Source organism: Kitasatospora sp. NPDC089509, assembly GCF_044749365.1.
Classification (GTDB): Bacteria; Actinomycetota; Actinomycetes; order Streptomycetales; family Streptomycetaceae; genus Kitasatospora.
Genome location: NZ_JBIVHS010000046.1, coordinates 18,951 through 43,226, shown reverse-complemented (window position 1 = coordinate 43,226; position 24,276 = coordinate 18,951). Strand labels below are relative to the sequence as shown.

The 24,276-nt window shown below is 74.8% G+C and carries 19 protein-coding genes; 15 read left to right on the top strand and 4 right to left on the bottom strand.

The window, feature by feature from the left end; genetic code table 11:
• Positions 1-181: 181 nt before the first annotated feature.
• On the bottom strand, positions 182-1,138 hold the full coding sequence (locus tag ACIP4P_RS44280) for a ferritin-like domain-containing protein (protein WP_400929955.1): 957 nt from the start codon (positions 1,136-1,138) through the stop codon (positions 182-184).
• 306 nt (positions 1,139-1,444) lie between these two features.
• Here ACIP4P_RS44280 and rimP point away from each other — a divergent pair, with 306 nt between their 5' ends.
• The 10 genes from rimP (at position 1,445) to ACIP4P_RS44230 (ending at position 14,759) form a co-directional block, all read left to right on the top strand.
• Positions 1,445-1,984 (top strand): ribosome maturation factor RimP, encoded by a 540-nt coding sequence (rimP, locus tag ACIP4P_RS44275; protein WP_400929952.1) that lies wholly within the window; start codon positions 1,445-1,447, stop codon positions 1,982-1,984.
• Between the two features lie 53 nt (positions 1,985-2,037).
• Positions 2,038-3,039: a transcription termination factor NusA gene (gene nusA, locus ACIP4P_RS44270; protein ID WP_350518919.1), complete on the top strand. Its 1,002-nt coding sequence runs from the start codon at positions 2,038-2,040 to the stop codon at positions 3,037-3,039.
• Between the two features lie 77 nt (positions 3,040-3,116).
• Positions 3,117-3,410 (top strand): YlxR family protein, encoded by a 294-nt coding sequence (locus ACIP4P_RS44265; protein WP_188306572.1) that lies wholly within the window; start codon positions 3,117-3,119, stop codon positions 3,408-3,410.
• Positions 3,411-3,641: 231 nt separating this feature from the next.
• Complete coding sequence (infB, locus tag ACIP4P_RS44260) at positions 3,642-6,800, top strand: translation initiation factor IF-2 (RefSeq protein WP_400929947.1); 3,159 nt, start codon at positions 3,642-3,644, stop codon at positions 6,798-6,800.
• Between the two features lie 135 nt (positions 6,801-6,935).
• Positions 6,936-7,232 carry a DUF503 domain-containing protein gene (locus ACIP4P_RS44255; protein ID WP_030289887.1) on the top strand — a complete coding sequence of 99 codons (297 nt, stop codon included), beginning with the start codon at positions 6,936-6,938 and terminating at the stop codon, positions 7,230-7,232.
• Between the two features lie 153 nt (positions 7,233-7,385).
• On the top strand, positions 7,386-7,826 hold the full coding sequence (rbfA, locus tag ACIP4P_RS44250; protein ID WP_350517778.1) for a 30S ribosome-binding factor RbfA: 441 nt from the start codon (positions 7,386-7,388) through the stop codon (positions 7,824-7,826).
• Positions 7,827-7,828: 2 nt separating this feature from the next.
• A complete protein-coding gene (locus ACIP4P_RS44245) occupies positions 7,829-8,932 on the top strand; it encodes a bifunctional oligoribonuclease/PAP phosphatase NrnA (RefSeq protein ID WP_400929942.1) in 1,104 nt (367 codons plus the stop codon).
• Between the two features lie 88 nt (positions 8,933-9,020).
• Entirely contained in the window at positions 9,021-9,950 is a 930-nt protein-coding gene (truB, locus tag ACIP4P_RS44240; protein WP_400929939.1) for a tRNA pseudouridine(55) synthase TruB, read from the top strand.
• A 231-nt stretch (positions 9,951-10,181) separates the two neighbouring features.
• Positions 10,182-13,754 carry a serine protease gene (locus ACIP4P_RS44235; protein ID WP_400929936.1) on the top strand — a complete coding sequence of 1,191 codons (3,573 nt, stop codon included), beginning with the start codon at positions 10,182-10,184 and terminating at the stop codon, positions 13,752-13,754.
• Positions 13,755-13,817: 63 nt separating this feature from the next.
• The gene (locus tag ACIP4P_RS44230) at positions 13,818-14,759 is read left to right on the top strand and encodes a bifunctional riboflavin kinase/FAD synthetase (protein ID WP_400929933.1); all 942 of its coding nucleotides are present in this window, start codon (positions 13,818-13,820) and stop codon (positions 14,757-14,759) included.
• A 55-nt stretch (positions 14,760-14,814) separates the two neighbouring features.
• Here ACIP4P_RS44230 and ACIP4P_RS44225 read toward each other — a convergent pair whose 3' ends face one another.
• The 3 genes from ACIP4P_RS44225 to eccE all read right to left on the bottom strand — a co-directional run bounded on the left by ACIP4P_RS44225 (position 14,815) and on the right by eccE (position 19,317).
• On the bottom strand, positions 14,815-17,016 hold the full coding sequence (locus tag ACIP4P_RS44225; protein WP_400929930.1) for a MinD/ParA family protein: 2,202 nt from the start codon (positions 17,014-17,016) through the stop codon (positions 14,815-14,817).
• A gap of 130 nt (positions 17,017-17,146) precedes the next feature.
• Positions 17,147-17,914, bottom strand: coding sequence for a hypothetical protein (locus ACIP4P_RS44220; RefSeq protein WP_400929927.1), 768 nt, complete (start codon positions 17,912-17,914; stop codon positions 17,147-17,149).
• Positions 17,914-19,317: a type VII secretion protein EccE gene (gene eccE / locus ACIP4P_RS44215; protein WP_400929924.1), complete on the bottom strand. Its 1,404-nt coding sequence runs from the start codon at positions 19,315-19,317 to the stop codon at positions 17,914-17,916. Before eccE ends, ACIP4P_RS44220 begins: the two co-directional genes overlap by 1 nt.
• 201 nt (positions 19,318-19,518) lie before the next feature.
• Here eccE and ACIP4P_RS44210 point away from each other — a divergent pair, with 201 nt between their 5' ends.
• From ACIP4P_RS44210 to ACIP4P_RS44190, 5 genes are all read left to right on the top strand, one after another.
• A complete protein-coding gene (locus ACIP4P_RS44210; RefSeq protein ID WP_400929921.1) occupies positions 19,519-21,255 on the top strand; it encodes a type VII secretion protein EccB in 1,737 nt (578 codons plus the stop codon).
• A gap of 179 nt (positions 21,256-21,434) precedes the next feature.
• Positions 21,435-21,737, top strand: coding sequence for a WXG100 family type VII secretion target (locus ACIP4P_RS44205; protein ID WP_400929918.1), 303 nt, complete (start codon positions 21,435-21,437; stop codon positions 21,735-21,737).
• A gap of 129 nt (positions 21,738-21,866) precedes the next feature.
• Positions 21,867-22,160 carry a WXG100 family type VII secretion target gene (locus ACIP4P_RS44200; protein WP_400929916.1) on the top strand — a complete coding sequence of 98 codons (294 nt, stop codon included), beginning with the start codon at positions 21,867-21,869 and terminating at the stop codon, positions 22,158-22,160.
• Positions 22,161-22,265: 105 nt separating this feature from the next.
• Positions 22,266-23,519 (top strand): S8 family serine peptidase, encoded by a 1,254-nt coding sequence (locus ACIP4P_RS44195; protein WP_400929913.1) that lies wholly within the window; start codon positions 22,266-22,268, stop codon positions 23,517-23,519.
• A 122-nt stretch (positions 23,520-23,641) separates the two neighbouring features.
• Positions 23,642-24,184 carry a SigE family RNA polymerase sigma factor gene (locus ACIP4P_RS44190; RefSeq protein ID WP_400929910.1) on the top strand — a complete coding sequence of 181 codons (543 nt, stop codon included), beginning with the start codon at positions 23,642-23,644 and terminating at the stop codon, positions 24,182-24,184.
• Positions 24,185-24,276 lie beyond the last annotated feature (92 nt).

The window sequence follows — 24,276 nt, the reverse complement described above, 5'->3', positions numbered from 1 at the left end:
GGCCGCCGTTGGCAGTCTGAAAATCACCCGTCACGCCCCTCTCCGCACCCACCCCCTCCACCGCCCCCTCCCGCAGCGCGTCCCTCTCGCCTGGTGGAGGGGAGGGGGTGGGTGGTTGCTGGGGGTGGGTGGGTGCGGGTTGGGGCCCGCGCGCCCGGAGGAGATGGGGTGTGGGGATGGGTCAGTTCGGGGTGGTGGGGGTGGGGAGGGGGTCGGGGATGCCGGGGAAGGGGGTGTCGGGGGCGCCCCAGCGGTGGGCGCGGAGGGTGCAGTCGCGGAGGGCGGTGGCTGCGGTGGGGCGGTGGGGGGCGGGGAGGTCGGCGACCAGGTCGGCGTAGACGGTGGTGAGGCCGGTCTCCAGGTGGGCGGCGAGCTTGGTGGCGCCGGCGGGGTCGGTGACGGGGAACGGGAGCTGGTAGCCGCCGGCGGCGGGGGTGGGGGTGGCGCCGAGGGTGCTGAGGAGGCGTTGCCAGGTGTCGCGCTGGGACTGGTGGGCGGCGTAGGCGGCGCGGGCGTCGGTGCGCTGTTGGTCCTCGGGGAGGTGGGCGCCGACGACGCCGTAGCCGTAGACGGCGGCGTGTTCGGCGCTCAGGGCCTTCTGGAGGGCGGGGGCGGCGGCACCGGGGGTGGCGGCGGGGGTGGGCGTGGCGGTGGGGGCCGGGGTGGGCTGGTCGGCGGGGGCGCCGAGGGCGGCGGCGTGCAGGGCGTTGGCGGCGGCGACCGAGGCGAGCAGGCGGGCCAGGGGCGGGCCGGCGGCGCCGAGGTCGGCCAGGCGGGACTGGGCGGTCTGGCGTTCCAGGGCGGCCAGGGTCGCCTGGGTCGGTGTGCCGGTGGGGGATGCCGTGCCGGGGGTCGCGCCGGTGGAGGCGGCGGGGATGCCGTCGGAGAGGGCGGCGCGGTGCTGGGCGGTCTCGGCGCGCAGGGGTTGCAGCAGGGCGGTCTGCGCTCCGGGGGCGGCGAGCAGGGCGTCGTAGGCCGTCAGCAGGGTGTCGGTGGCGGCGACGGCGCGCAGGCGGACGGGGAGGTCCGGGTCGGGGCCACCGGGCGTCGCGGTGCTGGTGGGGTCGTGGCCGGTGCAGGCGGTGGTGAGGGTGAGCAGTCCGAGGGCCAGGAAGGTGCGTCGGCTGGGCGGCTGCATCGGGTTCACTCCGGGGGCTGGTACGGGAGGACGGCCTCCCCGCCTGCCTCGTTGGCGTGAATCTTCGCAGAATCCCCATGTTTGCGAGTGGTGTTCGAGGGTCGCGTGCGAGGGGTGGGGCGGTGTGAGCTTGCTCGCAGTGGGTGGTGTCCGACTGGTCGTGGCAGGTCCGGAATCGGTGGTTCGCGCCTTCACCGGCTAGGCTTTGGGCCGAGCTGCCGTGACCCGGTGTGCGCCCGTGGGGCGCGCGGAGGGGGCGCGGGGCGACCTCTGACAACAGCAGACGCGGCCGAGGAGTCCACCCGGATGAGCACCACCCACACCGACCGGCTGCGCGCGTTGCTGGAGCCGCTGGCCGTCCAGGCCGGACTGGACCTGGAGGACGTCAAGGTCACCAAGGCGGGCAACCGTCGGCAGGTGCAGATCGACGTCGACACCGACGGCGGTGTGGACATGGACGCCATCGCCGAGTTCAGCCGGGTGGTCGGCGAGGCCCTGGACGCCTCGGACGTGATGGGCGACGAGCCCTACCTGCTGGAGGTCGGTTCTCCGGGTGCGGAGCGCCCGCTGGTGCTGCCCCGGCACTGGCAGCGCGCGGAGGGTCGGCTGGCCCAGATCCACCTGGTCGACGGCGGGGAGCTGGTCGCCCGGGTGCTGGAGGCCGACGAGGCCGGCGCGCTGGTCGAGGTGCAGCCGGTGAAGGGGCGCGGCCGCCCCAAGGAGCGCCGTCTGGAGTACGTCGAGGTGGCTCGGGCGCGGGTCCAGGTCGAGTTCAACCGCAAGGAAGACGAGAACCTCCTGGACGAGGCCGCCGACTTCGACGAGGGGGACGACGGCGCCGAGTGAGCCGGCCGCCGTACGACCATGATGAACGTGACGAAAGACGAGGAGGCGTAGCCGTGGACATCGACATGAGTGCCCTGCGCACGCTGGTCAACGAGAAGAACATCCCCTTCGACCTGCTGGTCGAGTCCATCGAGTCAGCCCTCCTCACCGCGTACCACCGCACCGAGGGCTCGCGCCGCCGCGCCCGGGTGCAGCTGGACCGCAAGAGCGGCCACGTCACCGTGTGGGCCGTGGAGGACCCGGCGGAGCTGGACGAGGGCGTCGAGCCGAAGGAGTTCGACGACACCCCGAACGGCTTCGGCCGGATCGCGTCCAGCATCGGCATCCAGGTGATGATGCAGCGCCTGCGCGACGCCGCCGACGACCAGACCTTCGGTGAGTACGCGGGCAAGGAGGGCGACATCGTCACCGGTGTCGTCCAGCAGGGCAACGACCCGAAGAGCGTGCTGGTCGACATCGGCAAGCTGGAGGCCATCCTGCCGCCGCAGGAGCAGGTCCCGGGCGAGGACTACCGGCACGGCACCCGGCTGAAGTGCTACGTGGTGGCGGTGCGCCGCGGTGTCCGCGGGCCGTCGGTGACGCTCTCGCGCACCCACCCCAGCCTGGTGAAGAAGCTGTTCGCGCTGGAGGTCCCGGAGATCGCCGACGGCAGCGTCGAGATCGCCGCGATCGCCCGTGAGGCCGGCCACCGCACCAAGATCGCGGTCTGGTCGCGCCGGGCCGGGCTGAACGCCAAGGGCGCCTGCATCGGTCCGATGGGCTCCCGGGTCCGCGCCGTGATGGGCGAGCTGCACGGCGAGAAGATCGACATCGTCGACTGGTCCGAGGACCCGCGGGAGATGGTCGCCGCCGCGCTGTCCCCCGCGCGGGTGACCAGCGTGGAGATCGTGGACCTCGCCCAGCGTTCCGCCCGGGTGATCGTGCCGGACTACCAGCTGTCGCTGGCGATCGGCAAGGAGGGGCAGAACGCCCGCCTGGCCGCGCGCCTCACCGGGTGGCGGATCGACATCCGGCCGGACACCGAGGGTCAGCCCGAGGAAGCCGCGGCCCAGTAGTCAGCGTTGTTCCCGGCGCCCTCCGTCGGTCCTCCGGGATCTATGGGGCGGCGCCATGTCCCTTCGGAGGGGTAGACTTGCCTTCGTCTGGCCGGACGCATGTCCGAGCACGCCCGGAACGCACCTGCGTGGGCTGCCGCAAGCGAGCGGCCAAGCACCAGCTGTTGCGTGTCACGGCGGTCGAGGGCGTCTGCGTCCCCGATCCCCGGGGCGCACTGCCGGGCCGAGGCGCTCACCTGCACCTCGATCCGGCCTGCCTCGACCTCGCGGTCCGCCGTCGGGCGTTTCCCCGGGCCTTCCGGCTCCAGGGGACGCTCGACACGGAGCGGCTCCGCGGGTTCATCGAGGAGCGGGCGGGCGGAGCCTCCTAGGCGGGCCGCCCCCACGCGACGGCCGCCGCTCACCGCGGCGGAGAACCACCGCAACAAGCCCAGTGCGCGGGCAGCCGCGCGCCGTGCCACCAGTCAGGTACCTCGCGATGTGGAAGTAGGTCGAGATTGCGATGAGCACTCGATGAGTACGCGATGAGTACGCGATGGGTACGCCCATGAAGTAGCGACAGTCCGGCGGACGAGACCCCCGGACTCATAGACAGGAGTGAAGTGGCTAAGGTCCGGGTTTATGAACTCGCCAAGGAGCTTGGCTTGGAGAGCAAGGCCGTCATGGCCAAGCTCACCGAGCTCGGTGAGTTCGTCCGTTCGGCGTCCTCGACGATCGAGGCGCCGGTCGTGCGCAAGCTGACTGACGCGCTTGGCGTGGCCCCCACCGGTGGTGGCGCTGCCAAGCCTGGCCCGCGGAAGCCCGCGGCGCCCCAGCCCGCGGCAGGTGCCGCGGGTGCACCCAAGCCGGGTGCCCCGACCCCGGGTCCGCGCCCCGCCGCGACCCCTGGTCCCCGTCCGACCCCTGCGGCTGCCGCGGCTCCGGCCGCTCCGGCCGCCCCCGCGCCGGCCGCCCCGCGTCCGGCCGGTGCGCCGACCCCGGGCCCGCGCCCGGCCGCGCGTCCCGCCGCTCCGGCGGCCCCGGCCGCTCCCGCGGCCGAGTTCTCCTCGCCGGCTCCGGCCGGTGGCGAGGCCGCGCGTCCGGCCGCCCAGGCCCCGCGTCCGGCGGCCCAGGCCTCCGGTGGTGCCCGTCCGGGCCCGCGTCCGGCCGGCCCGCGTCCGGGCAACAACCCCTTCACCTCCGGCAGCGCGACCGGCATGGCCCGCCCCGGCGACCGCCGTCCGGGCGCGCCGGGTGCCCGTCCGGGTGCTCCGGGCGCGCAGGGCGGCGACCGTCCGCGTCCCGGTGGCGACCGTCCGCGTCCCGCCGGTGCCCCCGGTGCTGACCGTGGCGCCCCGCGTCCCGGTGGCGACCGTCCGCGTCCGGCCGGTGCTCCGGGTGCCGACCGTGGCGCCCCGCGTCCCGGTGGCGACCGTCCGCGTCCCGCCGGTGCTCCGGGTGCCGACCGTGGCGCCCCGCGTCCCGGTGGTGCTCCGCGCCCCGACGGCATGCCGCGTCCGGCCGGCCCGCGCCCCGGTGGCGCCCCGTCCCCGTCCGGCATGCCTCGTCCGAACCCGGGCATGATGCCGCAGCGTCCGGCCGGTCCGCGTCCGGGCCCCGGCGGCCGTGGCCCGGGTGGCCCCGGCGGTCGTCCGGGTGGTCCGGGCGGCGCCGGCGGTGCCCGTCCCGGCTTCCAGGGTCGTCCGGCCGGTCCGGGCTCGCGTCCGGCCGGTGGCGGCGGCTTCGGCGGCCCGCGTCCGGGTGGCGGTGCTCCCGGTGGTGGCGGCGGCTTCGGCGGCCCGCGTCCCGGTGGCTTCGGCGGTCGTCCCGGCGGCCCGGGTGCCCGTGGTGGCACGCAGGGCGCCTTCGGTCGTGGCCCGGGCGGTCGCCCGGCGCGCGGTCGCAAGTCGAAGCGGGCGAAGCGCCAGGAGTACGAGGCCATGCAGGCCCCGTCCGTCGGCGGTGTGATGCTCCCTCGCGGCAACGGCCAGACCGTTCGCCTGTCGAGCGGCGCCTCGCTGATGGACTTCGCGGAGAAGATCAACGCCAACCCGGCCGCGCTCGTCTCCGTCATGTTCAACCTCGGTGAGATGGTCACCGCGACCCAGTCGGTCTCCGACGCGACCCTTGAGCTGCTGGCCGGCGAGATGGGCTTCCAGCTGGAGATCGTCAGCCGGGACGACGAGGACCGCGAGCTGCTGGAGTCGTTCGACATCGACTTCGGTGCCGACGAGGGCGACGAGGACCAGCTGGCCCCGCGCCCGCCGGTCGTCACCGTCATGGGTCACGTCGACCACGGTAAGACCCGCCTGCTGGACGCCATCCGCAAGTCCAACGTGGTGGCCGGCGAGGCCGGTGGCATCACCCAGCACATCGGTGCCTACCAGGTGGCGACGATGGTGAACGGCGAAGAGCGCCCGATCACCTTCCTCGACACCCCGGGTCACGAGGCGTTCTCCGCCATGCGTGCCCGTGGTGCCAAGTCCACCGACATCGCGATCCTGGTGGTCGCGGCCAACGACGGTGTCATGCCGCAGACGGTCGAGGCGCTGAACCACGCCAAGGCCGCCGGTGTGCCGATCGTGGTCGCCGTCAACAAGATCGACGTCGAGGGCGCCGACCCGACCAAGGTCCGCGGCCAGCTGACCGAGTTCGGCCTGGTGGCCGAGGAGTACGGCGGCGACACCATGTTCGTCGACATCTCCGCGCGCCAGGGTCTGAACATCGACCAGCTGCTGGAGGCCGTGGTCCTGACCGCGGACGCCTCGCTCGACCTGCGGGCCAACCCCGAGCAGGACGCGCAGGGTATTGCGATCGAAGCCCACCTGGACAAGGGCCGCGGCGCCATGGCGACCGTCCTGGTCCAGCGCGGTACCCTCCGCGTCGGTGACTCGATCGTCGTGGGCGACGCCTACGGCCGCGTCCGCGCGATGCTCGACGAGAACGGCAACAACCTCGCCGAGGCCGGCCCGTCCCGTCCGGTGCTGCTGCTCGGTCTGACCTCGGTGCCCCGCGCCGGCGACAGCTTCATCGTCGTCGACGAGGACCGCACCGCCCGTCAGATCGCCGAGAAGCGCTCGGCCCGCGACCGCAACGCCGCCTTCGCGCAGCGTCGGGTCCGGGTGTCCCTGGAGGACCTGGACAAGGCCATCGCCGCCGGCTCCATCGAGCAGCTCAACCTCATCATCAAGGGTGACGTCTCCGGTTCGGTGGAGGCCCTTGAGGACGCCCTCGTCAAGCTGGACGTGGGCGAGGAGGTCGAGCTCCGGGTCCTGCACCGCGGTGTGGGTGCCATCACCGAGTCCGACGTGGACCTGGCGATGGGCTCGGACGCCATCATCATCGGCTTCAACGTGCGCGCCGAAGGCCGTGCGCGCACCGCGGCCGACAAGGAAGGCGTGGACGTCCGGTACTACTCGGTCATCTACCAGGCGATCGAGGAGATCGAGAACGCCCTCAAGGGCAAGCTCAAGCCGGAGTACGAGGAGGTGCGCCTCGGCGCCGCGGAGATCCGCGAGGTCTTCCGCTCCTCCAAGTTCGGCAACATCGCCGGTGTCCTGGTCCGCGACGGCATCATCCGCCGCAACACCAAGGCCCGTCTGCTGCGCGACGGCAAGGTCGTGGCGGAGGGCCTCACCATCGAGGGCCTGCGCCGCTTCAAGGACGACGCGACCGAGGTCCGCGAGGGCTTCGAGGCCGGTGTCACCCTGGGGTCGTTCAACGACATCAAGGTCGAGGACATCATCGAGACCTACGAGATGCGCGAGAAGCCGCGCGCCTAGTCGGTGTCAGCCGGGGCCGGTCGACGGGTGGTATTTCCGTCGACCGGCCCCGGTCTCGCTGTGTAGGGTCCGGGGTGTCAGCCCGGTTCAGGGCTGCTCCCCGAGGCCTCCCAGGTCGGCTTGACCTGTCACTACATGTTCGTGGGAACACTCACCTTCGACCTGCTGCTGGGCGACGTCCACTCGCTCAAGGAGAAGCGTTCGATCGTGCGGCCCATCGTGGCCGAACTGCAGCGCAAGTACAGCGTGTGCGCTGCCGAGACCGGGAACCAGGACCTGCACCGCCGGGCCGAGATCGGCCTCGCGGTGGTCTCCGGCGAAGCCGGGTACGTCACCGAGGTCCTGGACAGCTGTGAGCGGTTGGTCGCCGGCCGCCCCGAGGTGCAACTCCTCTCCGCGAGGAGGCGCTACCACAACGACGACGATGAATGAGAGCTGTGGAGCCGGCCGGCGGAAGTCGCCGTTCTCACACAGATCAGGACCGAGAGCGCCCGCAAGGCCGGGCGCGGGCCGGTACTTTGGGGCATGGGCCCCGACGGGTGCGCAACTCGCCCCGGTACCGGGCCCACTGCACGAGGAGGCAACGTGACCGACACCGCAAGGGCGCGCAAGCTCGCCGACCGCATCCAGGTGGTCGTCGCCCAGACCCTGGAGCGCCGGATCAAGGACCCGCGACTGGGGTTCGTGACCATCACCGACACCCGGGTGACCGGCGACCTGCGCGAGGCCACCGTCTTCTACACCGTCTTCGGTGACGAGACCGACCGCGAGGCCACCGCCGCGGCGCTGGAGAGCGCCAAGGGCGTGATCCGCTCCGAGGTCGGCAAGATCGGGGTGCGCTTCACCCCCACCCTGACCTTCGTCGCGGACGCGCTGCCGGAGAACGCCCGGAACATCGACGACCTGCTCGACCGGGCCAAGGCCATCGACGCGGCGGTGCGCACCACCGCCGCGGGGGCGGCCTACGCCGGCGACGCGGACCCGTACCGGGTGCCGGCGTCCGAGCGTGACGACGAGGACGAGTAGTCATGGCGGGTGAGCCGGCGCAGGCCGCCTCGCGAGCCGGATCGACCACGGGGGCGTCCTCCACCAGCACGGTGGAGGGTGCCCTCGCGGCGCTCCCCGGCCCGCGCACCGAGGAGAGCGGCTTCGAGCTGATCTGGCAGCAGGTGGTGGCGGAGATCGGGCGGGCCCGCTCGATCGACCTGATCTGCCACATCTGCCCGGACGGCGACGCGCTGGGCTCCTCGCTGGCGGCGGCCCTGGCCCTGCGCGCGCTCGGCAAGCAGGTCCGGGTCTCGTTCGGCGACGACCCGCAGATCGTGCCCGAGTCGCTGGCCTTCCTGCCCGGTCAGGAGCTGATCGTGCCGGCCGCCGAGGTGCCGGACGTGCCCGAGCTGGTGCTCTGCTTCGACGTCGCCGCGCAGAGCCGGCTGGGGCTGCTGCACGACAAGGCCTTCGCCGCGCCCGTCCTGGTGGTGTTCGACCACCACGCCTCCAACCCGGGCTTCGGCACCCACCAGCTGATCGACCCGACCGCGCCGGCCACCGCCGTCCTGGTGGACGAGCTGCTGCGCCGGCTCGGCGTCGAACTCGACCAGTCGCTGGCCACCTGCCTCTACACCGGGGTCGCCACCGACACCGGCTCCTTCAAGTACCGGGCGACCACGCCCGCGACCCACGAACTCGCCGGGCGGCTGCTGGCCACCGGCATCCGGCACGACCTGATCTCCCGGCAGCTGTGGGACACCTCCTCCTTCGGCTACCTCAAGGTGCTCGCGGCCGCGCTGGACCGGGCCGTCTACGAGCCGGCGGCGGCCGACGGGCTGGGCCTGGTGTGGACCTGGGTGCCGTACCAGGACCTGGCGCTGTTCAGCGTCACGGTCGAGGAGATCGAGGGGCTGATCGACATCCTGCGCCGCCCGGCCGAGGCCGAGGTGGCGCTGGTGCTCAAGCAGGACCCGGACGGCACCCTGCGCGGCTCCTCCCGCTCCAAGGGGGCGGTGGACGTGGCCGCCGCCTGCGCCGAACTGGGCGGCGGCGGGCACGTCTTCGCGGCCGGGTTCAGCGCCCGGGAGGACGTCGCCGTGGTGGTCGAGCGGTTCCGGGGCGCGCTGCGGCCCGTCCGCTGAGGCCGACCCGTCCGCTGACCGGCCCGCACCTCTCGTACGGTGTCCTGGAGCACGTCCGCACGTCCTAGAGAAAGACCCGAAGAACTCGATGAAGCGCAAAGGCACCGGCCCGGACGGCCTGGTGATCGTGGACAAGCCCGAGGGCATCACCTCGCACGGGGTCGTCGCCAAACTGCGGTGGCTGGCCGGGACCCGCAAGGTCGGGCACGCCGGCACGCTGGACCCGATGGCCACCGGCGTGCTGGTGATCGGCATCGAGCGGGCCACCCGGCTGCTCGGCCACCTGATGCTGACCGCCAAGACGTACGAGGCGACCATCCGGCTCGGCCAGACCACCGTCACCGACGACCGGGAGGGCGAGGTCACCGCCTCCGCCCCGGCGGACGCGGTCACCCGGGAGGCGATCGACGCCGGGATCGCGGCGCTCACCGGCGAGATCATGCAGGTGCCGTCCAAGGTCAGCGCGATCAAGATCGACGGCAAGCGGTCCTACGCCCGGGTGCGCGAGGGCGAGGACTTCGAAATCGCGGCCCGGCCCACCACGATCCACTCCTTCACCGTGCACGGGCAGCGCGCGGCGGTCGCCGAGGACGGCACCCCGGTGATCGACCTGGACGTGACCGTCGAGTGCTCCTCCGGCACCTACATCCGGGCGCTGGCCCGCGACCTGGGCGCCGGGCTGGGCGTCGGCGGGCACCTGACGGCGCTGCGGCGCACCAAGGTCGGGCCGTACGGGGTGGAGTCGGCGCGCACCCTGGAGGAGCTGGAGGCCGCCGTCACCGGCGAGTCCGGCGCGCCGCTGGAGGTGCTGCCGATCGCGGCGGCCGCGGCGGCCGCCTTCCCGCGCTGGGACCTGGACGAGGACTCGGCGGAGAAGCTGTCGCACGGGGCCCGGCTGAAGGCGCCCGGGCTGGGCGTGGACGGGCCGATCGCGGTGTTCGGGCCGGACGGGCGGTTCCTCGCGCTGGTCGAGGAGAAGGGCGGGCAGGCGAAGCCGGTCGCGGTGTTCGTCGGCTGAGCCCCGGGGCCACTGAATCTCTGGGGCCGGCAGAACCGGTCGCGTCGAAACCCCCGTCGGGAGTCCTCCCGGCGGGGGTTTCCCCTGTGCGGACGCATTCACCCCCACGGGGGAGCGCGCGAGGTGAACGACCGTGGTGAACGGCGCGGGGGCGGTCGGGGCGACCCGACCGGGGGCAGGCTCCCCGCGGCGAGCGGGCGACGGGCCCGGACGACGGGCGAAGGGGCTTCCATGCCGGGGTTTGCGGAGGGCGATCCGGGGCGGTACCTGCTGCGGATCCGCGACCTCAACGGGCGGCTGCACGGCTTAGGGTTCGCGGCCGACCGGCAGGGCGGCGTGCTCACCGCGCACGAGGCCGTGGCCGGCCTGGACCGGGTGGTGCTGCACACCCCCGGCGGCCGGACCCTGGTGCTCGGCCCGGACGCCGTGCTGCCGCTGCCCGAGCACGGGCTCGCCCTGCTGCGCACCGAGGCGCTCGGCGGGCTGCCGGTGCCGCCGCTGCCGGTGGCCGCGGTCGGCGCCGGGCACGAGGTGCTGCTGCCCGCGCTCACCGGCGAGGACGATCGGGCGGTGGTGCTGCGCTGCGGGCTGCTGGGCGTCGGCGGTGCGGCGTACGGCGGGCACCGGCTGGCCGGGGTGCTGGTGCTGGACGTGCCGCTGGTGGCCGGGGTCGCGGTGCCGGCCGGCTCGCCGGTGCTGGACGCCCGCAGCGGTGCCGTGGTGGCGCTGGCCGCGCCCGCCCTGCGCGGCTCGCAGTACGGCGGTTCCGGGCCCGGTGGGGCGCTGGCGGCCGTGCCGGCCGGTGGCGGGGCGGTGGTCGCGCAGGCGCTGGCCGGGCTGCTGGCGCGCAACGCGGCGGCGGTGCCCGGGTACGGTCCGGCGCTGAACCTGGCCGGGGTGCTGCGGCTGGCCGCCGCCCAGCTGGCCGCCGCCGGGGCCGGACCGGACCGGGTGTCCGGGCTGGCCGCCGACCGGGTGGACCGGCCGGACGGCCTGGCCGGGGACGAGCCGGAGGCGACCGTCACCGCCCTGGTCGGCGCGCCCGGCAGCGGTCGCTCCACCGAACTGGCCGCGCTGGCCGTCCGCCGCTCCGGCGGCGACCGGCCGCGGCCCACGCTCTGGCTGCGCGGCGCCGACCTGCGCGCCGAGGACCGCTCGCTGGCCGAACCCGTGGAACGGGCGCTGGCCGCCGCCGCGGCCGGGCTCGGCGTCCCCGCACCCCCGCCGGAGCCCCTCGCGGCGCTGTGCGCGGCGGCAGGACGCCCGCTGCTGGTGGTGCTGGACGGCCCGGAGGAGGCCCCGGCCGAGCCGGACCCGCGCTGGCTGCGCGGCGCCGGGCAGTGGCTGACCGGCTGCGGGGCCCGGCTGCTGACGGCCTGCGGCGAGGAGGTCTGGGAACGGCTGGCGGCCGAGCCCTGGGGGCGCGGCGGTCCCGACCTCACCTGTTCGGCCGAACCCGGACCGGACGGCGACCTGGCCAGCGCCCCGACCGTCCGGATGGACGGCGGCGGCCCCGGCGCGCCGACCCTGGCCGGGCACCGGCTGGGCCCGCTGCCCGCGGAGGCGGCCGAGCGGGTCCGCCGCCGCTACGGGCTGCCACCGGGCCGACCGGCCGCCGCCGAGGACGCCCGGCACCCGCTCGCCGTCCGACTGGCCGCGGAGCTGTGGGCGCAGGGCCTGCACGACGGGCCGGCCCGGCGCGGCGAGCTGTTCGGCGCCCACCTGGACCTGTGCTGCCTGCGGGTGGCCCAGCGGCTGGCCGAGGACGGCCGGCCGCGCCGCCCGGGCGCCCACCGCCGCGGCACCGCCCGGCCCACCGGACCGCGCCAGCGCCGGGTGCGCCGGCTCGCGGCGGCGGTGGCCGGGCGGGTGCACGAGGCGGCCCGGCGGATGCTCGGCGCGGAGCCGGGGGCGCTGGGGCGGGAGGCCTTCGAGGAACTGTTCCCGGTCGACGGCGGCTGGGCCACGGCGGTGCTCGCCGAGGGGCTGTTCGTTCCCGCCGGGCCCGGTTTCCGCTTCGCCCACGGGGAGTTCGCCGACTGGTTGCAGGGCCGGCACCTGGACCTGGATGCGGCGCTACGGATGCTGCTGGGCGAGGCCGAGGACACCCCGCCCGGACCGGAGGGAGCCGGCCCGGCCGTCCCCCGGCACCGGATCGGCCCGGTCGCCGCCGCGCTGCGCCGGATCGGCGAGACCTGGGGCGCGCCCGCCCTGGACCCGTGGCTGCACCGGATCTGGCGCGCGCTGGACCTGCGCCCGCCGGGCAGCGAACCCGCCTGGTGGGCGGCCCGGTTGCTCGCCGCCGGGCTCGCCGCCAGCCCCGACCGGGTCGAACACCGGGAGCTGCTCGACCAGTTGGCCCGTCGGATGGCCGAACGGGCGGCCACCGACGGGAGTTGGGAGACGCTCGACGGACTGAACCGCTTCGGTCCGGAGTTCTGGACCGGCCTCGGTCTGCCGGTCGAGGCCGAACTCGCCCTGCTGCGACGGCTGGTGGTCGCCGACGGCCCCGGGCGGCGGTTCCTCGGCGCGGTGGCCGAACGGCTGCGCGCCGACCCGGTCGCGGTGTTCCCGCTGCTCTGCACCTGGTTCGACGATCAGGGCTCCAGGGTCGCCGAGCTCGCCCACGACCTGCTGTACGCCCACCGGTGGCTGGCCCTCGACGAGTTGGCCGACGCGCTGGCCGACGCCGCCCACCCGAGGGCGGACGCCCTGCTCACCGTGCTCGCCGCCGAGGAACCGTCCACGCTCTGCCGCGCGGTGGACCGCTGGAGCCACGACCGGCGGCCCGAGCGGCACGTCGCGGCCGCCGTGCACGCGCTGCGCACCGCCCCGTACGCGGGCGGGGCCGGGGCCGAACTGCTGCGCTTCGGCGCGCTGACCCTGCTCGCCCGCGAGGACGAACCGGGCCTGCACGGCGCCGCGCTGGCCCTGCTGGTCGCCGACCCGGTGACCCGGGCCGGGCACCTGGACGCCGCACTCGCCCGGCACCGCGCGGGCGGCGACGCCTTCCTCACCCCGAGCGCGCTCGCCCCGGCCCTGGAGAGCGACCCGGAACCCGTGCTGGCCGCACTCGCCGACCGGCTCGCCCGCCCCGGCGCGGCCCCCGCCGAGACCCTGCGGGTGCTCGCCGACGCCCGGGCCCCGGTGGCCGCCCGGCGCAGCGCCGAACTGGCCGCCCGGCTGCTGCGCCGGCACCCGGAGCTGGCCGGGCCGGTCGCCGTCGACTACCTCGGCCGACGGCTGCGGCAGGCCGCGATCGACGGTCCGGCCGCCCGGCTGGAACTGCGGGTGCTGCTCGGCGGCGCGCTGGCGGCCCGGGCGGCGGCCGTGCGCCGGCCGTTCGCCGAGGTGCTGTCCGTGCCGGTGACGGACCCGGCCGCGGACGCGCTGCGCTGCGAGCTGCTGGACACCCTGCTCGCCACCGAGACCGACCGGGCGGTGCTGACCGTCGCCGTGGAGCGCCTCGCCGAGCACTGCGCGGCCGAGAACCCCGCCCGGGCCCGCGCCGTACTGGCCCGGGCGACCCCGGGGCTGACCGGCGCCGACGAGCTGCTGGTGCGCTGCGCCGGGCGCTCGGCGGCCTTCGCCCGGCTGCTCGCCCGCTGGCCGCGGGATGCCGCGCCGACCGCCCCGGACGGCCCCCGGCTGGCCCGGCTGCGGGCCCTGGTGGCGGCCGGCCGGGACCCGCAGTACGCCGCCGCCGAGGCCGAACGGACCGTACCCGCGTCGGCTCCTCGGGCACCGCTGCGCCCAACCCCCATTCCGGTGCCGGAGCCGGGGCGGGCGCATGGCACGCTATAGGGGTTCGGTTGTGAGCGTTTGAGCGTACGAGGGTACGCACCGTACGGAACAAGGAGCAGTCGGGTGCAGCGCTGGCGTGGCCTGGAGGAGATCCCCGGTGACTGGGGACGCAGCGTCGTCACCATCGGCTCGTTCGACGGGGTGCACCGCGGGCATCAGCTGATCATCGGTCGGGCGGTCGAGCGGGCCCGCGAACTCGGCCTCCCCTCGGTCGTGGTGACCTTCGACCCGCACCCGCGCGAGGTGATCCGCCCGGGCAGCCACCCGCCGCTGCTCGCGCCGCACCCGCGCCGGGCCGAGCTGATCGCCGAACTCGGCGTGGACGCGGTGCTGGTGCTGCCGTTCACCACCGAGTTCTCCAAGGAGTCCCCGGAGACCTTCGTCCAGCAGGTGCTGGTGGACGCGCTGCGCGCCCGGGTGGTCATCGAGGGCCCCAACTTCCGCTTCGGGCACAAGGCCGCCGGGAACGTCGCGCTGCTCGCCGAGCTGGGCCGGGCGGACGACTTCCAGGTCGAGGTGGTGGACCTCCAGGTGTCCGGCACCGCCGGGGACGGCGAGCCGTTCTCCTCCAGCCTGACCCGCCGCCTGGTCGAGACCGGGGACATGGCCGGCGCCAACGAGGTGCTCGGCCGTCCGCACCGGGTCGAGGGCGTGGTGGTGCGCGGCGCCCAGCGCGGCCGCGAGCTGGGCTACCCGACGGCCAACGTGGAGACCGTGCCGCACAGCGCGGTCCCGGCCGACGGGGTGTACGCGGGCTGGCTCACCGCCCAGGGCGAGCGGATGCCGGCCGCGATCTCGGTCGGCACCAACCCGACCTTCGACGGCACCGCCCGCACCGTCGAGGCCTACGCCATCGACCGGGTCGGCCTCGACCTGTACGGGCTGCACGTGGCCGTCGACTTCCTGGCCTACCTGCGCGGGATGGAGAAGTTCGACTCCATCGAGGCGCTGCTGGACCGGATGGCCGACGACGTCAAGCGGGCCCGGGAGCTGACCGGGGTCTGACCCCGCGCACGTGGAAGGGCCCGCCGACTCCTCGGAGTCGGCGGGCCCTTCGTCGTCACTGCTGGGGCGGCTGCGCCTGCGGCGGCGGGTAGCCGTAGCCGGGGCCCGGCTGGGGGGCGGGCGGCTGCTGCGGCCAGGGCGCGCCGGGGGCGGGCTGCTGCGGGTAGCCGTACCCGGGCGGGGGCGGCGGGGCCTGGCCGGGCTGGGGCTGCGGTGCCCACGGCGCCCCGGGGGCGGGCTGGGCGGCCTGGCCGGGGTAGCCCTGCTGCGGGTCGACGGGGTACGGCTGCGGCTGGCCGGGCTGCTGCTGGTGGGCCGCCTGGGCCTGCTGCTGCCAGCCGGACTGCTGGGCGGCCGCCTGCTGGGCCCGGGCGATGTCCTCGCCGACCAGGGTGGCCAGCTCGAAGTACGCCTCCCGGACCTTGGGCCGCATCATGTCGAGGTTGACCTCGGCGCCGGCCGCCAGGCTCTCGTCGAAGGGCACCACGACGACGCCGCGGCAGCGGGTCTGGAAGTGCGCGACGATGTCCTCGACCTTGATCATCTTGCTGGTCTCGCGCACCCCGGAGACCACCGTGATGCTGCGCTGCACCAGGTCGGCGTAGCCGTGCGCGGAGAGCCAGTCCAGGGTGGTCGAGGCGCTGGAGGCGCCGTCCACGCTCGGGGTGGAGACGATGATCAGCTGGTCGGCGAGGTCCAGTACCCCGCGCATCGCGCTGTACAGCAGACCGGTGCCGGAGTCGGTCAGGACGATCGGGTACTGGCGGCCCAGCACGTCGATGACCTGGCGGTAGTCCGAGTCGTTGAAGGTGGTCGAGACGGCCGGGTCGACGTCGTTCGCCAGGATCTCCAGGCCCGAGTTCAGGTCCTGCGAGGTGAACTGACGGATGTCCATGTAGCTGCGCAGGTGCGGGATCGCCGTCACCAGGTCGCGGATGGTCGCGCCGGTCTGGCGCTTGACCCGGCGGCCCAGGGTGCCGGCGTCCGGGTTGGCGTCGATCGCGATCACCTTGTCCTGGCGCTCGCTGGCCAGGGTCGCGCCGAGCGCGGTGGTGGTCGTGGTCTTGCCGACGCCGCCCTTGAGGCTGATCACGGCGATCCGGTAGCAGCTCAGCACCGGGGTGCGGATGATCTCCAGCTTGCGGGCCTTCTCGGCCGCCGCGGCCTTGCCGCCGAACTGGAACCGCGGCTGCTGGCGCTGCTGCTTGGGCTGGCTGCGCAGCAGCCGGTCCGAGGACAGCTCGACGGCGGCGGTGTAGCCGAGCGGCGCGCCGTGGGCGGTCTGCTGCGGGGCGGCGGCCTGCTGGAACGCGGCGGGCGGCGGCGTGGCGGCGCCCTGCGGCGGCCAGGGCTGCGCGGGGCCGGGCTGCTGCGGCTGGCCGGGGTAACCAGGGTGACCGGCGTAACCGGGCTGGGGCTGACCGGCGGCCGGCGGCGGGTAGGCGCCGGGCTGCGGCCAACCGCCCTGCCGCGGGTCCACCGGGGCGGGCTGCGGCTGGACGGGCTGCGGTTGGACGGGCTGGGCCTGGACCGGCGGCGCGGGCTGCGGCAGCGGCGGCTGCGGCTGTCCGGCGGCCGCCTGCTGGGCGGCCCAGGCGGCCTGCGGGTCCCAACCGGCCTGCGGGTCCTGCGGCAGCTGCGGCGGCTGCGGGGCCGGGGGTGCCTGCGGAACCGCCGGGGGCTGCGGGACGGCCGCGTCCTGAACGGGCATCGGCTGGACGGGCATCGGCGGGACCGGCGGCTGCGCGAAGTCCTGCGGCGCCACCGGCGGCGCGGGCAGCGGCGGTGCGGGCTGCGGCAGCGGCGGCTGGGATGCCTGCGGTGCCTGGGGTGCCTGCGGAGCCGCCGGGTACGACAGCGGCGCGCTCGGCTGGGCCGGGGCCGCCGCGGCCGGCGGCCAGGCGGCGGACACGGGGGCCTGCGGGGCCTGCGGCTGCTCCGGCAGCACCGGCGGGGCCGGCGGAGCCGCCACCGGGAACGGGACGTGCTGCGCCTCGGCCTGCACGGGCGGCCCCGGCGGCACGGGTGCGGCCACGGCCGCCGGACCGGGCTCGGCCACCGGCGCGGGGCCCGCGGCCGGGGCGGGAACCGACGGAGTCGGCGGGGCGGCCGGGTCGGCGGCGGGCTCGGCCGCCGGCGTCGCCGGGCCCGACTGGACGTACCAGGACGGGGGAGTGTAGTCGGGCGCGTCGGACCAGTCGTCGTCGTCCTCCGCCGCGTTGTCGCCGACGTAGACGCCGTCCCGATCGCTGCTCACTAGGGCTCCCTCGTGTTCGCCGCCGCTTGTTCAGCGGTGCCGTTGCCGCAACAAAGACTAGGCCGTTCGGCTGCTCCGGTTGAAGGCGGCTGCGGTTCCGGACCGGGATCGACCGGCCGGGGAACGCCCCTCAGTCCATTCGGCGCGGGCCGCCGAGCACCTGCTGTTCGGCCTGTCCGGCCACCGCCCGGACGTACTGACGCCGCATCCGGGTGGCCCACAGGGTGAGGTCGTCGCCGAGCGCGGGCAGCGCGGCCACGTCCTCCGGCGGCAGCGACAGCACCCGGCCGACCAACTCGGCCTCCTGGGGCATGATCCGCTGCACCCCGACCAGGTCGGCCGCGTTGAGCACCCGGGAGGCGTTCGGGCCGAGGTACGGGAGCAGCGTCAGGGTGGTCTGCCAGGGAGCGGCGGAGAGCCGGCTGCGCGGCGGACGGGCGCCGAGGTCGCGCACCACCAGTACCGGCGAGGCCACCGAGGCGCCCTGCGGGCCGAGCCGTCCGACCTGGTGGACCGTCACGCACGGCTGTCCGCCGCCGGCGGCCTGCGCCATCGGGCCCCAGAGCTGCGCGCGGGCGGTCTCCACCGCGACCCGGGCGCCGATCGCGGCCGCCCGCAGCGCGATGACCTGTGCCGTCCAGACGCCGCCGACCAGTACCAGGTCGTACGCGCTGGGACGGAACAGTCCCAGCACCGCGGGTGACCCCTGCGGGTCGACGCCGATGACCACGCCGTCGTCGCCGACCGGGAAGGCCAGCGCCCCGAGGTCGGCGGCCTCCAGCACGTGCTTCTCCCGGCGCGGCCCGCGCAGCCCGAAGCCGGGCAGGATCCGCGGCCGCGGTCGGCGGCGCTCGGGGCCGGGCGTGGGGCCGGCGGTGGGGTAGGTCCGGTACGCCATCAGGACGTTCCTCCCAGTGGCAGGGTGGCGAGCACGCCGGGGGCCTGTTCGAGGTCGAGCCGGACCAGGCCGAGCCCGGCGCTCTGCGCCCGCGCCTCCACCTGGCGGCCGACCTGGCCGACCTCGCTCTCGTTGCGCCCGGTCACCCGCAGGTGTCCGCTGACGGTCACCGAGCCGCCGGTGCCGCGCCCGGCGGTGAGGCTGAAGGTGCTGGCCAGCGCGGGGGTGCCGGTGATCAGGTTGACCAGGTCCGGGGCGCCGATCCGGCCGGCCGGGCCGCCGGGGCGGGACAGCTGCGGCCAGCGGGAGATCCAGTAGGTGCTGTGCCAGCGGTCGTCGATCCGCCAGAAGCGGGTGCCCTCCTGGGTGCGGCGGGTGGTGCCGCCGCCGCTGCCGGTGCCCTGGCGCCCGGCCACCGCGATCGGGTTGGCGCAGGTGGCGATGGACAGGGCGGCGATCAGTTCGCGCTCGTCCAGCACGGTCGCGTTGAACCCGGCGCTGTTCAGCCGCCCGGCCAGCTGGTCGGTCACCCGCTGGAGCGCCTTGCGGGCGCCCTCCTCGCCGCCGCCGCGGGCCCGGACGGCGGTGGCCGCGCGCTCCGGGTCGAGCTTGAGGGCGATCCAGGTGAGCCGCAGCCCGGGGGTGGAGGTGCCGTCGGGCAGTTCGCGGTAGGCGCGGGCGGCCAGCGACTGTTCGGGCAGGTGCTGGGCCGGGGCGGGCTGGGTGTGCTGGACCAGCTGCACCGACTCCAGGGTGATGTCGTCCACGGTGAGCGCCGAGCAGATCACGTCCAGCGGCAGCGGCAGCGCGGTGCGCACCGGGCGCAGCGGCTGGTCCTTGGCCTGGACGAGCAGCACCGAGGTGAGGAAGGTGCCGTCGCCGACCATGCCGGTCTCCCGGCGGACCGGGCGGCCGCCGAGGTCGGCCTCGGTGGCGTGGGTGCAGGTGCGCAGTCCCGGTTCGAGTTCCAGCGCGGGCGCCAGGGCCGGGTCGGTGCCGGGCGGCGGCAGCAGCGACTTCGCCTGCCGCAGGCGGGACTTGAGGGCGGCGCGCACGCTCAGCAGTTCCGGGACGGTGCGGCCGCGCACCGGGACGACGGCCAGCACCAGCAGGACCAGCGCGACCGCGCCGAAGCCGACCGCGACCGGGCGGCTGATCGTCCAGCCGACCGCGACCAGGGCGGCCGCGACCTCGACCAGGACGATCTGCTGGAGCTTCAACCGGCCGCCGAGCAGCCCGGGTCGGGGGTTGACGCGCACCTGGACCGGGCCGCCGGCGCCGGTCGCCGACGGGTGGCCGGCCGCCGTCCGGTCGGGCGGGCCGCCGCGCCGGGCCCGTCCGGGCCGGCCCGGCCCGGGGCCGCCCTCGGCGCCGCGGCGTTCTGGAGCGGTCTGGCTTGGCATCCCCCGATGGCCCTCTCTGATCCGTTGGCGCGGCCCGGCTGGCTGGTTCGCGGACCGTACCCGTACCGTACTCACCGTCTGCTGCCGCATCGTAGAGGGTTCGAGCCGGGTCCCGCCCGGCGGGTGCGGACCGCGGGGCCGGCCGGTCCGACGGGAGGCCGGCCGCGGCCGGGACACGTCTGACAGAGGGGGACGACGAGGATGGCATCGCGCCGGGACGAGCTGAACGCGTACACCTTCGCGCGCAAGCGCACGGTGGGGGCGTTCCTGTCGCCCTCCGGCGGCGGCAGCGACGAGGACGCGCCGCGACCGGTGAAGGCGGTGCTGCCGAGCGTGCTGGTCGGGGCGGTGGTGGTGGCCGGGTTCGGGCTGTGGGGGGTGTTCAAGCCCGCCGCGCCGGTGCAGTGGGACAACGGCAAGAACATCATCCAGGGCAAGCAGTCGACCACCCGGTACGTGGTGCTGACCGACCCGGACGGCCGGACCAAGCGGCTGCACCAGGTGCTCAACATGTCCTCGGCGCGGCTGGTGCTGCCGGTGGACGCCAAGGTCGTGGTGGTGGACGACGGGGTGCTGGACCGCTACCCCAACCACGGCCCGACCATCGGGATCCCTTACGCCCCGGACAAGTTGCCGGGCAAGGACAACGCGAGCCGGCCGATGAAGTGGGCGGTGTGCGACCGCCCGGGCTCGGACGACAAGCAGGAGACCGTCAACCAGGCGGTGTTCGTGGCGGCCGGCGCGGACGCGGCGGCGCTGTCCGCCAAGGACCGGATGCTCGGACCGGACCAGCTGATGCTGGTGCAGCAGGCGGACGACCAGCAGGTCTCGACCTCCTCGGGGGCGGGCCAGCCGGCCGCGGCGCCGGTGTACCTGGTCGACGCGCAGGGCCGCAAGCACGAGATCGGCTCGCCGCAGTCCGACGCCACCGAGCGCAAGGCGCTGGTCACCGCGGTCTTCGGGCCCAACGCGGTGCCGCAGCGGGTCAAGCGGGAGTGGCTGGACACCCTGGTCGCGGCGAGTCCGATCACCTTCCCGCAGGTCCCGGACATGGCCGACGCCCCGAACCCCAACTCCGGGGTGAACCTCGGCAACCCGGCGGACCGCCGGATCGGCCGGCTGGTGCACTACCAGGACCGCGACTACGTGGTGGGCAAGGACAGGCTGTTCCTGGTCACCCCGTTCCAGGCGGAGCTGATCCGGCAGAACCCGGCCTACCAGGTGCTCTACAAGTACGACCAGGACAAGCGGCCGCGCAGCGACGAGATGACCCCGGACGACCAGTCCAGGTTCAACACCGACGTCAAGCTGCCGAGGACCTCGGACGACTGGCCGCTGCGGACCGGTGCGCCGGTGAACAACTGGAAGGCGCCCCAGGACGCCCGGCTGGTCGTGTGCAGCACCTTCGACGGGATGACGGAGGACGGCCGCACGGCCAAGCGCAGCGTCTGGGCCGGGACGTCCTACCCGGCGGCGTACAACAACGGCGCGGGCGCGGCGTACGTGACGCCCGGCCACGGCCTGTTCTACCGGGCGATGGACAACGCGGCCGGCGGCAACCAGGGCGGCACCAACGCCAACCCGAACGCCAACGCCAACGCCAACGCGAATGCCAACGCGAACGCCAACGGCGCTGCGGCGGCCGCCTCCGGCACCGACTTCCTGATCACCGAGACCGGCCTGCGCTACTCCGTCCCCGCCAACGGCGACGGCGGCCACGGCCCCACCCCGTCGGCGAGCCCGAGCGCCCCGAAGACGGCGGCCCCGGCGCCGGGGGACCAGCCGACCCAGAACCCGGACGACCAACCCGGCGGCAACCAGGCGCGATTGGGCTACCAGAACGTCCAGCCGCTGCCGGTGCCCAAGGAGTGGTCGAACCTGGTCCCGGCCGGTCCGCCACTGACGGCGAAGAGCGCCGCGCAGCCGCAGAACGCCTGATCGGCCGGGCCCGGCAACGGACTTGGCCACCGTGTCATGGTCTGGTAACTACTCAGCGTTCGATGTTGGGTGAGTTGCGTGTGCCGACTACAGTGCTCCTGGACATCACACGGGTGATGCGACGGCGGGGCCCAGGTTCCTCCGTACACACAATGTTTGTCTCATGGGGGATGGTGCGCATGAGTGACGGCCAGTTCACGGTGACCGCGCAGGAGATGATGGACTTCGCCGGGAAGATCGAGACGGCGCTCGGCCAGATCGAGACGGAGCGCAAGGCGCTCCAGACCACGGTCGAGAACATCACCAGCGGCTGGAAGGGCCAGGCGGCGGATGCCTACAAGACCCTCCAGCGCAATGTCAACGACGACGTCAAGGCGCTGCACGAAGCGCTGACCGCGATCAAGCACGCCATCGAGCTGACCACCAAGCACTACGCGAGCGCCGAAGAGGAGCAGAAGGCGCTGTTCGGCCCGCAGGGCTGACCACCGCAGCGCTGACCGTCGACGAGCCGATCGTCGACGAGCCGATCACCACGCCGTTCCGACCGTCCGCTCGACGGGGTGCCCGCGGCTGAGCGCCGGGTGCTCCGCATCCTCGTCCAGGGAGACATTGTGACCGACCACATCCTCGTCAACTTCCAGACCCTCCACCAGGCGTCGCAGGACGTCCAGACCTCGGCCAACAAGATCGACCACATGCTGTCCGACCTGCGCAAGGAGGTCACCAAGATCTCCCAGGGCTGGCAGGGCCAGGCCCAGCAGGGCTACAACACCCAGCAGACCAAGTGGGACACCGCCGCGCAGAACCTGAAGGACACCTGCGCCACGATCTCCAGCTCGCTGGAGAGCGCCGCGCAGAGCTACCACGCGACCGAGAAGAAGAACGCCGGTCTCTGGCAGGGCTGATCGACCGTTCCCGGACGGGAACGACAGGGGCGGGTACCCGGATTCCGGGCACCCGCCCTTCGGCGCGCGGCGCGGCACGGGGTGGCGAACATGAGGGGTGGCAGGGTGTCCGGACGCGGGTTCCGCAGGACGGCCGCGGCACTGGCCGCGCTCACGGTGCTGGGCGGCCCGCTCGCCGCCCCGGCGTACGCGGACGGCGGGCCGGGGCTCGCCGCCGCCGGTGACTGCCCCAAGCCCGCGCCGGACGTGCCGACCGTGCCGTGGTCGCTCCAGCGGATACTCCTGGACGAGCTGTGGCAGGGCGGGTCGACCACCGGCCGGGGCGTGACCGTCGCCGTCATCGACACCGGGGTGGACGACGCCAACCAGCAGCTGGCGGGCAAGGTCGACATCGGACCGAACCTGCTGTACGACAAGCAGAACAACAAGTTCGTCGACGGCAACTCCAAGACGGACACCGTCGGCCACGGCACCAAGGTGGCCGGGATCATCGCCGCGAGCCGCAGCGACCGGACCGGCTTCGTCGGGCTGGCCCCCGACGCCCGGATCTACGCGATCCGGCAGAACGACAGCGAGGGCAACGGCGACGTCTCCAGCCTCACCGCGGCCATCGTCGACGTCGTCAAGAACAACAAGGACCCGAACAAGGCGCCGATCAGGGTCGTCAACATCTCCCAGGACGTGCGCGGCGCGGGCGACGCCCACTTCGGCGGCTACCAGGAGCTCAAGGCCGCGATCCAGGACGCCGAGGACAACGGCATCGTGGTGGTCGCCTCCAGCGGCAACGACGGCAAGGAGGGCGACACCTACCCGGGGGCCTTCCCGACCGTGCTCTCCGTCGGAGCCTCCGACCGCAACAACGAGCGGGCCCCGTTCTCCGAGTACGGCTCCTTCGTGAAGGTCGCCGCGCCGGGCGTCGACATGCTCTCCACCGTCCCCGGCGGCGGCCAGTGCGTGGACAACGGCACCAGCTTCGCCGCCCCGTACGTCTCCGGGCTGGCCGCGCTGCTGATCGGCGCCCACCCCAAGTGGACGCCGGCCCAGGTGCGGGCGTGGATCGAGCAGAGCGCCCAGCGCACCGAGCCCGGCCCGAACCGGTTCGTCGGCTGGGGCGTGGTGGACCCGGTCAAGGCCGTCACCAAGGCGCCCGAGAACCCGCCGTCCGCCGCCGCCCCGGACGCGCCGGTGCAGCTCGCGGCCGCGCCGATCGTGCCCCGGCCGGTCGGGCTCGGCGAGACCCAGGCCGACCGCGACGGCCGCACCGCCACCTATGTGGTCGGCGTCGGGGCGCTGCTGGTCGCGCTGCTGATCGGCGGCGGCGTCGTGCTGCGCGACCGGCGCCGCGGATCCGCCGACTGACCGTCCGCCGACCGTCCGGCCGCCGGCCGCCCGGGAAATCCGCGGAACGTCTGTAACACCGGCGCCCGTTCACCGCATCCATCAAGTGTCAGGGGGCACACGAACGCGGGGGAGCGAAGGCGATGGGGTGGATCGGCGGCGGCCGCGAGGCCAAGGACACCGAGTTCCTGGAACTCGTCTCCAGCCGGACCGGGCACCTCTACCGCTCGGCCTGTCTGCTCACCAGCGGCGACACCCACTACGCCGAGGACCTCGTGCAGGAGGCCCTCAGCCGGATGTACGTGCTCTGGCGGCGCAGCGCCTACACGGGCGGCCGGCACCGGATCGACAACCCGGCGGCCTACACCCACACCGTGATGGTGCGCACCTTCATCGCCCAGCAGCGCCGCCGCTCCAGCGGCGAGCGCCCGACCGAGGCCCTGCCGGAGCCGGAGGGGCAGGACGCGGACAGCAGTCTGCGGCTGACCCTGCTGGACGCGCTCGGGCGGATGCCCGCCAAGGACCGCGCGGTGCTGGTGCTGCGCTACTGGGAGGACCGCAGCGTCGAGGAGACGGCCGAGGTGCTGCGGCTCTCCTCCGGTGCGGTCCGGACCAGGACCACCCGGGCGCTGGCCCGGCTGCGCGACCAGTTCGGCGACACGCTGGCCGAACTCGGGGCCCGCTGAAACGGCGTGCCGAAACGCTTCGCCGAAACGCTCCGCCGAACACCTCCGCCATTCCGCCAATCCCGCCATTCCCGCCACATCCACGACGCAAG